The sequence below is a fragment of the Rheinheimera sp. genome (assembly GCF_965283995.1).
Taxonomy (GTDB): Bacteria; Pseudomonadota; Gammaproteobacteria; order Enterobacterales; family Alteromonadaceae; genus Pararheinheimera.
The window spans coordinates 1,577,155-1,591,829 of the sequence record NZ_CBDIQG010000001.1; the positions used below are offsets into that span (position 1 = coordinate 1,577,155).

15 protein-coding genes and 1 tRNA gene are annotated in these 14,675 nt (G+C 50.7%); 8 read left to right on the forward strand and 8 right to left on the reverse strand.

Annotation, left to right across the window (positions count from 1 at the left end; genetic code table 11):
* Positions 1 to 81: 81 nt before the first annotated feature.
* Both ACQ66Q_RS07225 and ACQ66Q_RS07230 read right to left on the reverse strand, forming a co-directional pair.
* The gene (locus tag ACQ66Q_RS07225) at positions 82 to 912 is read right to left on the reverse strand and encodes a CheR family methyltransferase (protein WP_430456175.1); all 831 of its coding nucleotides are present in this window, start codon (positions 910 to 912) and stop codon (positions 82 to 84) included.
* Between the two features lie 17 nt (positions 913 to 929).
* Entirely contained in the window at positions 930 to 1,859 is a 930-nt protein-coding gene (locus ACQ66Q_RS07230; RefSeq protein ID WP_377247592.1) for a chemotaxis protein CheV, read from the reverse strand.
* 352 nt (positions 1,860 to 2,211) lie between these two features.
* Here ACQ66Q_RS07230 and flgA point away from each other — a divergent pair, with 352 nt between their 5' ends.
* The 3 genes from flgA (at position 2,212) to flgN (ending at position 3,524) form a co-directional block, all read left to right on the forward strand.
* The gene (flgA, locus tag ACQ66Q_RS07235) at positions 2,212 to 2,694 is read left to right on the forward strand and encodes a flagellar basal body P-ring formation chaperone FlgA (protein WP_430456176.1); all 483 of its coding nucleotides are present in this window, start codon (positions 2,212 to 2,214) and stop codon (positions 2,692 to 2,694) included.
* Positions 2,695 to 2,769: 75 nt separating this feature from the next.
* Positions 2,770 to 3,096: a flagellar biosynthesis anti-sigma factor FlgM gene (gene flgM, locus ACQ66Q_RS07240; RefSeq protein ID WP_430456177.1), complete on the forward strand. Its 327-nt coding sequence runs from the start codon at positions 2,770 to 2,772 to the stop codon at positions 3,094 to 3,096.
* Positions 3,093 to 3,524 carry a flagellar export chaperone FlgN gene (flgN, locus tag ACQ66Q_RS07245; protein WP_430456178.1) on the forward strand — a complete coding sequence of 144 codons (432 nt, stop codon included), beginning with the start codon at positions 3,093 to 3,095 and terminating at the stop codon, positions 3,522 to 3,524. The genes flgM and flgN overlap by 4 nt, the downstream gene beginning before the upstream one ends.
* A 57-nt stretch (positions 3,525 to 3,581) precedes the next feature.
* Here flgN and ACQ66Q_RS07250 read toward each other — a convergent pair whose 3' ends face one another.
* The gene (locus tag ACQ66Q_RS07250; protein WP_430456179.1) at positions 3,582 to 4,034 is read right to left on the reverse strand and encodes an LPP20 family lipoprotein; all 453 of its coding nucleotides are present in this window, start codon (positions 4,032 to 4,034) and stop codon (positions 3,582 to 3,584) included.
* A 158-nt stretch (positions 4,035 to 4,192) separates the two neighbouring features.
* Here ACQ66Q_RS07250 and ACQ66Q_RS07255 point away from each other — a divergent pair, with 158 nt between their 5' ends.
* The gene (locus ACQ66Q_RS07255; RefSeq protein WP_430456180.1) at positions 4,193 to 5,386 is read left to right on the forward strand and encodes a flagellar assembly protein T N-terminal domain-containing protein; all 1,194 of its coding nucleotides are present in this window, start codon (positions 4,193 to 4,195) and stop codon (positions 5,384 to 5,386) included.
* A 2-nt stretch (positions 5,387 to 5,388) separates the two neighbouring features.
* Here ACQ66Q_RS07255 and ACQ66Q_RS07260 read toward each other — a convergent pair.
* The 4 genes from ACQ66Q_RS07260 to ACQ66Q_RS07275 all read right to left on the reverse strand — a co-directional run bounded on the left by ACQ66Q_RS07260 (position 5,389) and on the right by ACQ66Q_RS07275 (position 7,721).
* A tRNA-Arg gene (locus ACQ66Q_RS07260) sits at positions 5,389 to 5,464 on the reverse strand.
* Between the two features lie 117 nt (positions 5,465 to 5,581).
* The gene (locus ACQ66Q_RS07265; protein ID WP_430456181.1) at positions 5,582 to 6,382 is read right to left on the reverse strand and encodes a FlgO family outer membrane protein; all 801 of its coding nucleotides are present in this window, start codon (positions 6,380 to 6,382) and stop codon (positions 5,582 to 5,584) included.
* A 1-nt stretch (position 6,383) separates the two neighbouring features.
* Positions 6,384 to 7,100, reverse strand: a complete 717-nt coding sequence (locus tag ACQ66Q_RS07270; protein WP_430456182.1) for a FlgO family outer membrane protein — start codon at positions 7,098 to 7,100, stop codon at positions 6,384 to 6,386.
* 27 nt (positions 7,101 to 7,127) lie between these two features.
* Positions 7,128 to 7,721 (reverse strand): FlgO family outer membrane protein, encoded by a 594-nt coding sequence (locus tag ACQ66Q_RS07275; protein ID WP_430456183.1) that lies wholly within the window; start codon positions 7,719 to 7,721, stop codon positions 7,128 to 7,130.
* Positions 7,722 to 7,886: 165 nt separating this feature from the next.
* Between ACQ66Q_RS07275 and yegD the strand changes: the two genes are divergently transcribed.
* From yegD to ACQ66Q_RS07290, 3 genes are all read left to right on the forward strand, one after another.
* The gene (yegD, locus tag ACQ66Q_RS07280; RefSeq protein ID WP_430456184.1) at positions 7,887 to 9,194 is read left to right on the forward strand and encodes a molecular chaperone; all 1,308 of its coding nucleotides are present in this window, start codon (positions 7,887 to 7,889) and stop codon (positions 9,192 to 9,194) included.
* Positions 9,195 to 9,318: 124 nt separating this feature from the next.
* Positions 9,319 to 10,737: a DEAD/DEAH box helicase gene (locus tag ACQ66Q_RS07285; RefSeq protein ID WP_430456185.1), complete on the forward strand. Its 1,419-nt coding sequence runs from the start codon at positions 9,319 to 9,321 to the stop codon at positions 10,735 to 10,737.
* A 6-nt stretch (positions 10,738 to 10,743) separates the two neighbouring features.
* Positions 10,744 to 11,469: a pseudouridine synthase gene (locus ACQ66Q_RS07290; protein ID WP_430456186.1), complete on the forward strand. Its 726-nt coding sequence runs from the start codon at positions 10,744 to 10,746 to the stop codon at positions 11,467 to 11,469.
* Here ACQ66Q_RS07290 and ACQ66Q_RS07295 read toward each other — a convergent pair.
* Positions 11,432 to 12,667 (reverse strand): MFS transporter, encoded by a 1,236-nt coding sequence (locus ACQ66Q_RS07295; protein WP_430456187.1) that lies wholly within the window; start codon positions 12,665 to 12,667, stop codon positions 11,432 to 11,434. The genes ACQ66Q_RS07290 and ACQ66Q_RS07295 overlap by 38 nt on opposite strands.
* 122 nt (positions 12,668 to 12,789) lie before the next feature.
* On the opposite strand from ACQ66Q_RS07295, the gene ACQ66Q_RS07300 reads away from it, so the two are divergent.
* Positions 12,790 to 14,670: a DUF885 domain-containing protein gene (locus tag ACQ66Q_RS07300; protein WP_430456188.1), complete on the forward strand. Its 1,881-nt coding sequence runs from the start codon at positions 12,790 to 12,792 to the stop codon at positions 14,668 to 14,670.
* The last annotated feature ends 5 nt before the right edge of the window (positions 14,671 to 14,675 follow it).

Here is a 14,675-nt window from a genome sequence, read left to right on the forward strand (position 1 = left end):
TTGTTAGCAAGAGTCAGGCCAACAGCAGTGTCAGTTTTATACCAGTGTTGAAAGGGAAAATGGTTTTGCTGTCAACAAAACCTAGTTTTTGCGGCGGTAGATGATCCCCGGATTACAACGGATCATCTCGAAGTCATTGTTGGTGCTGGATAAAGATTCGGAAGCGCCCAATATAAGAAACCCTTTTGGGTTCAGAGCCTGCGCGAATTGACGGATGATTTTTGCTTTCACTTCAGGCGAGAAATAAATCAGCACATTCCGGCAAAAAATTATGTCAAATTTACCGAGCAATGTGTAGCTATCCAGCAAATTCAAGTGTCGAAAGCTGACATTACGTCTGGCTGCATCCTTCACCCGCATCATGCCATTCCCACTATCTTCAAAAAATTTACTGCGGCGTTCCGGCGACAATCCGCGCGACAATGCTAAACCATCGTATTCAGCACGTTGGCAATGTTCAAGCATCGTATTGGATATATCAGTACCTAGTATGTGAACACCCAAACCAAATGCCGCAGGGCGCATTTGTTGATATTCAAGACCTGTCATTGCAATTGAATAAGGTTCTTGCCCACTGGAACTAGCAGCCGACCAGATTTTGACATTGCGGTGGTCTTTCTCAAGTTCAGGGAAAATTTGTTTTTTCAGTAGTTCATAAGGATAAGTGTCACGAAACCATAAAGTTTCGTTTGTAGTCATCGCATCAATTACGGCTGACCTGAGCTGGCGTTCAAACGGACTCAGTGTCTTATTAACCAGCTCAGACAAGCTCTCAAGATTAAAACGCATCATCAAAGGCCCAAGCCGGCTTTTGACCAGATATTGTTTATTCTCCCCAAGCACAATTCCGCATTGCTGCTCAAGGAAATCCCGGAAGGTTTTGTACTCGCTGTCGTGCAGCTCTTTATTCACGCGTCTGTTTCCGCAAGTTATTCAGTATGCAACCATTTACGTACTGACTCAGCCAATTCATCCGGATTAAACTTGGCAATAAAGTCGTCAGCGCCAACTTTTTGTACCATTTGCTGATTAAACACTCCACTGAGTGATGTGTGCAAAATGACGTGCAGTGGCTTAAGTTTAGGATCGAGACGAACTTCAGCAGTCAGTGTATAGCCATCCATATCTGGCATCTCGATGTCAGAAATCATCAAACCGATTTTTTCAGTCACTGACTGATCACACTGGGCGGCAACTTCTTGCAGGTAAGTTAGTGCTTCCCGGCCATTTTTCACCAAATGCATTGCAATTCCCAAACTGTCTAATGCACGTTTCACCTGATTTCGTGCAACTGCAGAATCATCAGCGATAAGAATAATCCGATCACCAAGATCCTGCTGAATCGTCTGAGTTTCAAAGGTATTGCTGACTGCCGTTGGTGACGGCGAGATCTCTTCCAGAATTTTTTCGACGTCGATAATTTCAACCAATTCTTTATCGATCTCAGTGACTGCAGTTAAATAGCTTTGCCGGCCGCCCGTACCTTTCGGCGGAGGCATAATCGCTTCCCAATTAATATTGATGATGCGCTCAACTGAGTTGACCAGAAATCCCTGCACGGACCGGTTATATTCTGCAATGATAATAAAGCTGTCTTTAGTATTTTCAATCGGCCGCCCGCCTGTCGCCAGACTAAGGTCGATGACCGAGATAGTCTGACCACGGATGTGAGCAATCCCTCTGACGAACTTATTCCGTTTTGGGATTGCAGTCAGCGGTGGGCACTGCAGAACTTCACGCACTTTAAATACGTTAATGCCAAATCTTTGACGGCCAGCAAGACGGAATAGTAATAGCTCTAACCGGTTCTGTCCGACCAATTGGGTGCGCTGATTGACTGAATCAAGAATACTCGCCATTTAAGACTCCAAGCAAAACAGTTCGGATCGATTCTTGCAGACCTACGGGTAAGTAGAGAGTATCTGCAGCAAAGTACTGAAAATACAAAGAACTGTATGTTATTCCCCTTTGTCGATAAAGCATAGCCGAAACCTTATGAAAATGTACGACAATTTTAAGTTCAACAAGTTAAGTACACTGGCCCTGTTGCTCGGATTGCAGCATGGTGTGGCCTCTGCTGAAATATATTCACCGGATCAATTGACTGCCGCAGCCCAACAATGGCTGCAGCAAAACGCAGGCTCGGAACAGGCTTTAATCCGCGTGCATCCGTTGGACACGCGCAGTAAGGAGCGGGAATGTGCTGTTCCTTTGCAATTCAGTCTGGTAAATCCGAAGTTGCAAACTCAGAACAGCATTAAAGTACTGTGTGAAACCGAGTTGGGTTGGCAAATCTATTTAAGTGCAAAGGTAAGTCAAATGCAGGAGGTAGTTGTAAGCCGCCGGCAATTGGCTCCCGGTGTCATTCTGAGCAAAGAAATGATCCAACTGGAAACCAGAGACCAGCTCATTAGTCGCGGCGCTGTTGTAACAGATCCTGAACTGCTGGACGGAGCCAGGACTAAAAGGTCACTCAGCCGTGGCCAGATATTAACTCTGCAGGATCTTTGCCTTGTATGTAAGGGAGATATGGTTACAATTGAAGGGATCTCTGGTAGTCTGATCGTTGCAACCAGCGGCAAAGCGTTATCAGACGGCAGTTTAGGCGACAACATTCAGGTACAAAATCTGAATTCGGGGCGCAAGGTTCAGGCCAGCGTCACTGCAGTGAAAAGAGTCGCGATAAATCTGTAAATAGTCCTAAAGTTTCAGCAGGAGCTGCCGTTAAAATGGTCAAGGAAGAGGCCAGCAGGTCAATGGGGTGTCAAAATGTCTATTAATGTGAATCAAACGGTGCCGGCAACCACCACAGTGAAAACTGATAAAGTTGACCAAAATATTCAGAAACAACAACAGGTTGCACAGCAGCAGACTGCTATTAGTCAACCTGCACAACGTCAGGATTCTGTGTCTTTGACTAGTCAGGCGCAGCAATTTACCAAAGCTCAGGAAAAAGCCAGTAATAGTTCGGGCATCGACCATAAAAAGGTTGACGAGATCAAGCAGGCGATTGCTGAAGGCAAATATAAAGTGAACGTAGAACAGTTAGCACGTCGCATCGTGCAATTTGAAGGCGAGTTGTTCGGTAAAAAATGAACAGTCAGCCCCCTGTCCTCTCCTTACTGACTCAACAACAAGAGCACCTCGAAGTGCTTTTGTTGCTTTTGAAGCAAGAGCTCAGCGCCATCAGCAATCGTGATATTACCGCCCTTGAAGAAAACTCTGCTGTCAAACTGCAACGGCTTGAACAAATCCAGCAGTTGGACCAACAGATCGCCAGCCACCCGCAATTACCCCAGCTGAAAACAGCTCAGCCATTGATCAGCCAGATACGTAGCATTGATAGCGTGTTGCTGCTGTGCAAAGAACAAAATGAAATCAACCGGCTGACATTAGAGCAAAGCCAACTGAAAATTGAACGCTTTAAACATGAGTTACTGCAACAACGCGGTAAGTCAGGGCTTACTTATAACGCTAAAGGTAAACCGTCCCTTGACTCTGTCGGCAAAGGCATTAAAGCCTGATAAGATCAGGCAATCTGTATCACTTCTGTTCTTTATCACACCGAATAATTATCACACTTAATAATATTTAACTGACTTGATTCGTCTTACTGGCGATGAATTCTGATAAATTTCATATACTTGCTTGAAATCCAATTCCATCTCTGTGGCATAAAATTCGCCAACCGGATAGGTTTTTACGACGCGGGCGCCCTTAATAATCCCCTGAACTGACGCTTTCAACTTGTCATTGCCAATCACCGCCTGCTGCATGGTTACTTTGTAATCCACTTTCTGGCCGTAAACCTGTTCTGCCAGCTCGCGGTATGCTTCTAATTTAGATGCTTTGATCGCCATCAGCATACGTTGCTCCGCACTATCCGCTTTTTGCTCCGCTAACGGAGCGTAGCCGACCGCTTTAATCACCGGAAATGTCTTGGGTGGAACTGTTTCCCATTGAACTTCACGGTCATAAAACATGCTGCAACCAGACAGCAGTCCCAAGCTGAGGAAGATAAACACAATGCGCATCTGAACTCTCCGGATAAATGATGTGTGGCAAACAATTCCAGCACATGACTGCATAAACTTTGCAGAAATCACGCCAACACTGCAGTACCTAGAGAAATTCCGCAGCTAAGGCATAGTCTTTGCTTAATCAGTCCAATATCGGAATGCGGAGTTGTGTTATGTCATCATCAGCCAAATTATGGGTCCCGGCACTGCTCGGGATCTCAGCCTTGCCAGCGACTGCCCAGTGGTATGAAACTACCGGCCGGGCAATGATCAGGCAGGGTGATGAAGCGACAGCACGCGCCCAGGCGACTGAAGATGCAGTAAAGCGCGCTTTGCTGTTTGCTGGTGTCAGTATCCGTAGTGTCCAACAAGTTACTGACGGATTATTGACGCAAGAAAGTCTGCAGGTTGAGAGTAGTGGTGAAGTTCAAAATGTGCAGTTAGTTTCAGAAATGACGCGCGATGGTTATTTTGAAGTAACTATCCGCGCTGATATTGAGCCAACAGAAGCGATTTGCCCAACGCTGGCCTATCGCAAAAAATTACTGATCACTCCCTTCAAACTGGCGATACCCGAACAAGCGATTGTGGGCGACCTGTTTAATATTGGTAAAGTCAGTGGCAAGGTATTTAGCAGTAAATTGGAAGAGGTTGGCCATAGCAGCTGGCCTGCCGCCTACAACAATCCTATCGATGTTACTGCTTTAAGTTACCTCGAACGTAAAGCACTGCAACAACAGCTTGGCGCCCGATATGTGCTCAGCGCGAGTATTGACGACGTTTCGTTAGGTGGCACCACAGGAACCAACTGGACGTTCTGGACTGACGCTGATCGGGACCGCTATTACCATTTGCAAGTGCAAGTATTTGATTTAGCTGAAGAACGAACAGTTTTCAGTCAAAAATACCAGACCACAGCTCTGTGGCCCTACCGGAAATCAACCAATCTCGATCCAGACTATCACCGGTTCTGGGAGACACCTTATGGTCAGGCAGCGGAACGAATTTTAAACGCAGCGGCCATGGATGTTGAAGAAGCTATCCGCTGTGAACCCCTGCAGGCCGAAGTGATACAAGTGAAACAAAATCAAGTCCTACTGAGTATTGGCAAAGCACATGGCGCCAGTATTGGTGACACTTTCAAGCTGGTCCATCGCCGCGAAATCCCCGATAGCTTTGGTCGGATCCAACCTTTACTCGCAGTCACCGAGCTGACGGTGAAAATTACACAACTGAGTAGTGAAGCGGCATGGGCGGAAAGTGTAAATGCCGATTTACTCGCCAACATTCAAGCGGGAGATTTGGCAATGCCGAACCGCAAACCAGTTGACGATTTTGGCGATGAGGCAGATATCACAGAAGACTAAACTGGCTGCCCCGGCGAGACTCGAACTCACGACTGGCGCTTAGGAGGCACCCGTTATATCCAGTTTAACTACGAGGCAGCAGAGCAAAGAGTCTAACAGATGGTCACAGTGCTGTGAATCGCTCTGAAATCAATAGATTAAATAATCAGCGCCTGTATAAACAGGCATCTGTGATTTACCTGACTATCATCGATTTCATGGCTGAATTTGTTGTAATACCAGATGTGGTAACAAGGTTGATGCTGCTGCGACCACTTGCTGGCCTCTGACCGACACTACTCGACTGTTAATTTGTACACCCCGGCGCGTTGTCACCAGAGTGCCCACCAGGATGTAATCCATGCCAGCTTTTTCTGATAACTGGCGGACGTCACGCGACAAGGCAAAATCCCCTTCCCGGCTGACGGTGATTTTTTTAGTTAGTTTAAAATCAATCACTTCCACGCCGTGTTGTGGCAGTGTCGTCGCCATGGCTTCGGCGAACTGATTGCCCAGCGCATTGCTGTGTTGCAAACTGTCATCAAATTCAACAAAGCTGGTCACGCCCACTTTAGCGCCTTTTAACACGTCAAATGCGGCCAGTTTAAAACCAAGCTGGCCGGCATAATCTGTCAGCTGCTTCTTACTATGCTGCAGATGTGGGTATGGTGATGCCAGCATGGCACCCGCTTCAACTGCAACTGGAAACTCCGACGGCAGCATCTTGCGGGTCAGCCTTGGCTGAGCTGTTGCAACAGGTAAAAATGGCCGGGCGTTTGGGTCGTTGGCAACCATATCAAGCTGCGAGGGTCTGGTAATGGTTCCGACCGGTTCTGCTTCAGCCATCGGTTTGTCTTGCAGCACGTAACCATCAGTGCCAACAGCGGTGGGACTAGACTGTTCGGTTGCGACTGTCGTGTCCGAATCAGATGTAGCACGGCTATGTTTGTCACACTCACACCACTGAGCACAGCCGGACAAACCGAGTAAAAACAAACTCAATGCCGTTTTTTTCATTTTATTCACCCTGCTTCAGTAACAGTTTTTCTGCACCACCAGATTGATAGAGTGCGTCGACAACCTGTTGTGGGATAAAGCCCTGTGCAGTTGCAGCAACCTTTTTACTGGCCACGGACACCAGCCGCGCATTGATCAAAGTCCCGCCTTGGTGGCGCACTAAAGTGCCACCAAGCACAAACTCAATCGGCTGTTCTTCTTTGAGTTCCATGAAATCACGGCTGAAGACAAAATCGCCCTGCGGCGTCACGCGGATGTAATCGGTGGTTTTGAAGTCGATCACGCCAAGACCAAACTGATGCACTTCATGCATAAAACTCTCAGACAACTGATTGCCGAGCAAATCAGTTTGATCATAAGGACCGTCCAGGTAAACAAAACTGGTCATGCCTATCACCATTTGCGGATTCACCAGATCAAGATTGGCGACTAAATCATGCATCATGCTTTGCACATAATGATTCACATTGACTGCAGCTTGTGGTTGATATTGCGATTGCATTTTTTGTGTAGCCTGCTGCGTGGCTTGATAGGCTTCGCCGTCATACAATCCGGGACTGACATAATATTGCGGTTTTGCGGACTGTTTCGCCGGGCCCTGTAAAGCGACTTCCGAACCAGCGTCATCTCCGCCGGTTAGCAGCGAATAACGCTCCCAACTGGCACAACCGGATAACACTGTCAGGCATAACAACAAAAGACTGTGAATTTTTTTCATAGTTGGTTCCAAATGATTCCGGCGACCTTAATTGTCACTCTGGCGATATAACTTTTGTTGCCGCAGCTGCACTTGTTCAGTAGCGCCCAGCACTTCAGCCGGAATAAGGTCTGACGCCGCAGCCACAACGGTATTGGTTTGTATATCGACCATCCGGGCATTAACTGTAGTGTACTGTTCAGCCTGATTTAGCGTTCCGACGATGACATAACGCACAGCCTGTTGTGTCGCCAGTTCAGTTAAATCACGGGTCAGCAAACGCTCATGATCGCTGAAAACTTCAACGGCCTGGCCCGCTCGCAACTCTTTGACCTGATAACCACGCTGTGAAGCCACTGCAATCATGCTCTCCTGCAATTGTAATCCGAGCAAATTCTGTGACAGGTTATATGGATCCGGCGTCAGACTGCGCAATTCGGTAAAGCTAACGACAGCGAGCGCGCCCTTGGGCAAAGGCTGCACTCCGGCAAATAATCTGCCAGCCAGCCGCTCGGTGTACATCAAGATTGGTCCTACGGCCACATCCTGCACGGACGCGGCAGTTTCTTGCCGATCTGGTTGTTGCTGGCAAGCCGCCAAACTGGCGCTCAGGGCCAGCAGGATCAAGCAGGAATGTCGCATGGAACCCCCGGACAAATAAAAAAACCGCTGAATTGCCAAAGATTCAGCAAAAAACCTGCCAGAGTGTCAGTCAGAATAAAATTATCCGGCAGAAATTTGGGGTCTGTTGGCGGCTTCGGTATACTGCGGCGCTTTTTTGGCGCAAAGCTTAAGGGCCAGCACGTTATGCATTCATCTTATCTCGGTATCGACTTTGGTACCTCTAACTGCACAGCCGGAAGACTCAGCCTGTCGCGTCAACCGGAATTGCTGGCACTGGAAGCCGGCTCTTCTTACCTGAGCTCGGCGTTATACCTGCCATGGCCGGAAAGTTATGACGTTGATGACGACACTCAGAAAAAGCCTTCACTGGCACAGCTGTTGCGCCAACCACAGATGGCGTTGTTGGGCCAGGCCGCACACGACCGCTACAGCACCGATCCTCTCGGCGGTATTTTTATCCGCTCGCCCAAGTCGATGTTGGGTTCAAGACTCAATCCGCTGCAAACTCAGCTCTACCAGCAAGTGTGTGGTCTGATGTTGTCACACATTCACCAATGCGCGGATCAAAGTAGCCAACAACATGCCGAATATGCCGTGATCGGCCGGCCAGTGCATTTTCAGGGTATTGATGGCGCCGACGGTGATGCCCGCGCCGAGACGTTGCTGCGTGCCGCAGCGGCCAGTGCCGGTTTTCGCGAAGTGCAGTTTGCCTATGAACCGGTCGCAGCGGCCGTTGAATATGAACGTACGCTAACGTCAGAGCAACTGGTGTTAGTCGTCGATATTGGAGGGGGCACGTCTGATATCAGCTTAATCCGCTTAGGCCCAAATCACGCGCATCAGGCTGACCGTAGTGCCGATTTACTCAGTCACGCCGGCCGGCGTCTTGGCGGCGTCGATATGGATATCAAACTGGCAATTTATGGCCTGATGCCATTATTAGGCCGCGGCAGTCTGGCGCAAAGCGGTAAACCGCTGCCGTCGGCTTTGTTCAGTGATGCAGTCAACATCATCGATATCTATGCACAGGAGCAGTTTTATCAACCTGCCACCGCAAAAGAGATCAGCAAGCTACTGGAAATAGCCGCAGCGCCTGCACAGGTGGCATTGCTACAAACTTTGTATCAGCAGCACCTCAGTTATTATCTGGTGCAACAAGCGGAACAAGCCAAGATCAGTCTCGCGACGGCAACCAAAGTACAGGTCAATCTGGATCGGTTACACCCTGGCCTTGGTACTGAATTGGACAATGCGATGCTCGATCATGCGCTTTATGTCGAAATGAACAGTTTAAAAGTGCTGATCAGTGATTGCCTGACGGCAGCCGGAGTTGTTCCTGACCAGATTTTTTTAACCGGCGGCGCTTCAGCGGCGAGCGGAGTCAAGCGACAATTGCAGCAGTTATTGCCAGATGTCCCGCTAATCGCCGGAGATCGCTTCGGTTCGGTCGGTAAAGGTCTCTGTACATTAGCAGCCCTGCATTTTGCTTGAGGATAGAGGAATGTCGGATCGGCGAAATCCTGACACAAAGATAGCCAGCGCCCGGCATCCAAGGTAGAATGCGCGACTTTTTCGTACAGCCCCACCCCGGCGCGCTGTGCTACCTGGGGTTGATATGTCGTTTTCTGCGTTAAATTTAGATCCGAAGCTGTTACAGGCAATTACTGATGCTGGTTACAGCACGCCTACTCCGATCCAGCAACAAGCCATCCCGGCGGTGCTGAGTGGCCGCGATCTGATGGCTGCTGCCCAGACCGGTACCGGCAAAACTGCCAGCTTCGTACTGCCGATCCTGCAACAGCTGATGAGTCAACCGGCGACGCATCCGCGCCCGGTTCGCGCACTCATTCTGACCCCAACCCGCGAACTGGCCGCGCAGGTCAGTGAACAAGTGGCAAAATACAGCCAACACCTGCAGCCAAAACTGAAACATCTGGTGGTGTTTGGTGGTGTGTCCATCAACCCACAAATGCAGGCATTGCGTGGCGGTGTTGATATTCTGACCGCAACCCCAGGTCGTTTGTTAGATTTGATTGGCCAGAACGCCCTGAAAATCAATCAGGTGCAAACGCTGGTGCTGGATGAAGCTGACCGCATGCTGGACATGGGCTTTATCCACGACATCAAGAAAATTTTGGCGTTACTGCCAAAGCAACGGCAAAACCTGCTGTTCTCTGCCACCTTCTCTGATGACATTAAACAGTTCACCAACAAACTGCTGCACAATCCGATGTCCATCAGTGTGGCGCCGCAAAACAGTACCGCAGAAAAAGTTGAACAGCAGGTGTATCAGGTCGCCAAAGGCCAGAAATCAGCCACGCTGATCCAGCTGATCGCTAAAAATGACTGGAAACAAGTGCTGGTATTTATGGCGACCAAACATGAAGCCAACCGCCTGACCGACAAGTTAAATGAAGCCGGCATCAGTGCCGCGGCTATTCACGGTAATAAGAGCCAGAATGCCCGCACCGCAGCCCTCGCCGGTTTTAAATCCAATGAGATCCGTGTGTTGGTTGCCTCTGATGTGGCCGCGCGTGGCATCGACATCGCCCAGCTGCCGTACGTGGTGAACTTCACGCTGCCACGCAGCCCAGCTGATTATGTCCACCGTATTGGCCGTACCGGTCGTGCCGGTATGACCGGTCTGGCGGTGTCACTGGTGTATCCGGATGAAGTCAGCCAGCTGAAACAGGTAGAAAAGCTGATTGGCATGAAGATCCCGCAAGGCAGCATCACTATTGATCCGTCCTTGCAGCTGAACGATAAAGAGCTGACTCAACGTCCGCCACGCCCACCACGCCCACAGCCAAAAGGTCCGGCCGGTGAACGGGCTGCGCCTCGGCAAGGTGCTCCACGTCCGGCGCGTAAACCAGCGGCCGCCAATGGCGCTGATGGCAATACCGCACCACGGCCTGGTGGTCGTCCGGGTCAGCCACAAGGTCAACGTAAACCACAAGGCGCAGGCCAGAACAGCCCACGTCCGCAGCAAAACCGGCCAGCACCGGCGCGTAAACCACAAGGTACGTCTGCTTAATCCGGCATGAAAAGCCAGCAGCCGCGCCAGCGTTTATGGCAACGCCTGACCGAAGCCGGGATCCCACCGGCTTCGCAACAGGCGCTGCTCGACGCCAGCCGGTTGAGTCTGGTCCCTGCCGCCTCTGCACCACTTAAACTGTCCCACTGGCTGCCAAATGACAGCCAGTTATTGCTCGATGCCTTGCCGTTACCCGCCGTGCCACCACGGCAATATTGGGCCTATCACAAACCTGTGGGCGTCGACTGCAATGTCCGGGCATCAGATCCGCACAGCATCGCCACAATATTGCAGCACCTGCCTGCGGGCGTGTTTGCCATAGGCCGGCTCGATAAAGACAGCTGTGGCTTGTTATTGCTCAGTAATGACGGCACTTTTGCACAGCGCTTATTGCACCCGGCGCAGCAGCATCAGAAAACCTATCAGGTCCAGGTCGACAAAGCGGTCAGCAATACGATGTTGCAGCAGTTGCGCGATGGTCTGCGTTATCAGGCGGGACCGCATTGGATTGAGGCACGCCCCTGTCTGGCTGAGCTGCCGGGCCCTGCGCTGCTGCAACTGACCCTGACCGAAGGCAAAAACCGGCAAATTCGTTATATGTGCAGGCAGCTTGGGTTAAAAGTACTGCAGCTACAGCGCATCAGGATTGGCGCCCTGGCCTTGCCCGATCTTAAAGCCGGTGAACTGCAGGAACTTAATCTACAGCAGGTGGCACTGGCGGCGAGCTGTTAACCACAGAATCGAAGTGGGCCACAGGCAAGCGAAAGTTGCGCAACATCGCGCAAAGCCACAACGCCACGCCGTAGCCGATTAAAGACCCCAGCACCACGCCCATCCAGCCTTGCCATTGCCAGAACCAGTGCAGATACAAGCCTCCGGTACTGGCCCCCAGATAATAAAACACCAGATAAAGCGCACTGGCGCTGGCTTTGGCATGTGTTGCATGCTGATTGACCCAGCTGGTCGCCAGACTATGCGTTAAGAAAAAACCAAAAGCGCTGATAAAAAAACCGACGACTATCCACAGGATCCCCGGTAACAGCGTACAGATGGAACCTGCCATCATAATGAGAACCCCAAGCGCCATGCCATGCGGGATCGACATCCGTCGCGCGACTTTGCCCGAAATAGCCGAGCCCAAAGTGCCGGTCAGGTAAGTCAGAAACAACAAACCGATCCAGCCGGAACTGAGCGAATAAGGCGGCTCAGCCAGCACAAAAGCAATATAAGTATATTGATTCAGATAGATAAAAAAATTAAGCCCGCCGAGCAGAAACGTCAGCAACAAGACTTTTTGCCGCAGGTGATACCAGTTGTCGCTGAGCGCCTGACGTGCCGAAAACTTTTTGCGAACAAAATGCTGCGACACCGGCAGATAACGCCAGAATGCCCACAGCAATCCCAGTGACAGCAGGCTCCACAACCAGAATACCCATTGCCAGTGACCAAGTTCTGCACTGAAACCTGCCAGAACCCGCCCGGAAATGCCGCCCAAAGAACTGGCGCTGATATAGAGGCCAACCGCGGTGAACAACGCGGGTTTCTCCAGTTCTTCCCCCATGTACGCCACGGCGATGGCTGGTAAGCCGCCAAGAAAAAAACCCTGCAGGGCGCGGCCCCACAATAGTGCGCTAAAAGATTCGACCTGCGTTAGCAACAGGGTACTGCAGGTCATGCCAATCAGACTGAAACCGAGCAAGGCTCGCCGGCCAATCGCATCGGACACGGCACTGTAAAACAGCAGTGACAAACCAAGCGTCAGCGTACCGATAGCATAGCTCCAACTGGCCTGCAGCGGCGTCAGCACAAACAACCGGCTCAGTTCAGGCAGCAGTGGCTGTAACGCGTGCAGATTGGCAAAGACCACGACAGCAGCAAAGCTCAGGACTCCGGTGATTTGCCGGTACTGCCGGCTGCCTTTGCCATACATCTGTAAATACTCCGTAGCAGATCCGGTCAGACTGTGGTGTTACAGCGGCCAGCCGTGCTGATGTTGCGATGAAAAGGTGTATCATAACGACTTTTGCATAATTGATCTCTGAGGACTTTTTGATGCGTTTATCTTTACTCACCGTCGCGATTGCCGCCGGATTACTCAGCGCATGTCAGCCAGCGGCCGACAGCAGTGCCAGCCAGCCGCAACCCGTCGCAGCCACGCCAGCCGTCAAAACCGCCAGTCCTTATGCAGCCGATTATTATCAGGCGGCAACGCAAGCCTTGTTTCAGGCGCGTCCACTCAGTGCTTCAGCGTATAGTTTGTCAGAAAGTCAGGTTGGCAAAGCCTTTGCCGGTGAGATGGAGTTTTATAACAGCAGCGCGGAAAATGCCCTGCGTGAAAGCATGGCTGTGAATGCCAAAGCACTGAGTGCTCTGCCACTGCCAGAATTAGCTGCCAACGCCATCAGCCAGCAAGTCATGGCCAATATTCTGGCTTTTTACGCCGGCGACCCGCGTTTTCCGCAAGGTTACATCGATATCTGGATGGGTCATTCACCATTTATTATTAATCAAATCAATGGCCCAACCATTGATATGCCGGGCGCCTTGTTAAATTCGCACCCAGTGAAGAACGCCGCCGACGCGCAAAACTATCTACAACGTCTGGAACAATTTGGCCCGGCCTTGCGTTCAGTCAGCGATAAATTCTCCACAGACCAAAAATCTGGCTGGTTACCACCTCGCGTGCTGCTGGATAAATCGAGCAAAATTCTCAGTACTTATGCCCAAACGGATGCAAAAGCCCATGCGCTGTATCAGGATTTCGAGAAAAAACTCAATGCAACCACCGACATAGACGCCGCCAGCAAAACCCAATATCTGAGCCAGGCCGCCGAACTGATCAGCACTGTGGTCGCACCGGCCTATCAGCAGTTACATGATGAGGTGAAAGCTGCATTGCCTTCGTCGCGTGCCGAAGCTGGCATTTGGGCACAACCGAATGGCAGTGATTTTTATGCCTATTCAGTGCGCCAGTTAGGTGACACAGCGTTGACACCGGAACAAATCCACCAGGTGGGTCTGGACGAAGTGGCTCGTATCAGCAAAGCCATGGACAAAATCCTTAAAGCCAACGGTTACAACGAAGGCAGTGTTGGCGATCGGATGGCGGCCTTAAATGAAGAACCACGCTTTTTATATGAAGATTCAGATGCCGGCCGCGCCCAGCTGCTGGCGGATTTAAACGGCTATATCAAAGAGATGGATGGCCGCATCAGCGAACAGTTTAAAACCCGCCCGCCCTATGCAGTCGAAGTACGCCGCATTCCGGTTGAAGTGCAGGACAGCGCTGCTGGTGGTCAGTACACTTCGCCGGCCATCGACGGCAGCAAACCTGGCATCTATTGGATCAATCTGGCCGACATGAAAGCCAACGCCAAATTTGATTTAAAAACACTGACCTACCATGAAGCCAATCCTGGCCATCACTGGCAGATCGCGTTGAATCTGGCACAGGAGCAATTGCCATTGCTGCAGCGTATCGCACCATACAATGCGTATGCGGAAGGTTGGGGCTTATATTCCGAGTTGGTTGCAGCAGAAATGGGCATGTACAAAAATGATCCGTTCGGCGATTTAGGCCGGCTGAAGGCTGAACTGTTCCGCTCAGTACGGCTGGTCGTCGATACCGGCCTGCACGCGAAAAAATGGACCCGCGAGCAAGCGATCCAATATATGGCCGACACCACCGGTACCGCGTCCTCCGATGTGATCAGCGAAATTGAACGCTATATGGCCTGGCCGGGTCAGGCGCTCGGTTACAAACTCGGTATGTTAAAGCTGGTCGAGTTGCGGGAAAAAGCCCGTCAGGCGCTGGGCGATAAGTTTGACATCCGGGCCTTCCATGACATGGTGTTGCTCGGCGGCGCGATGCCGATGCTTATCCTGGAACAACAAACTGATCAGTGGATCCAGCAGCAGCTCCAGCAGCAGTAATAGGC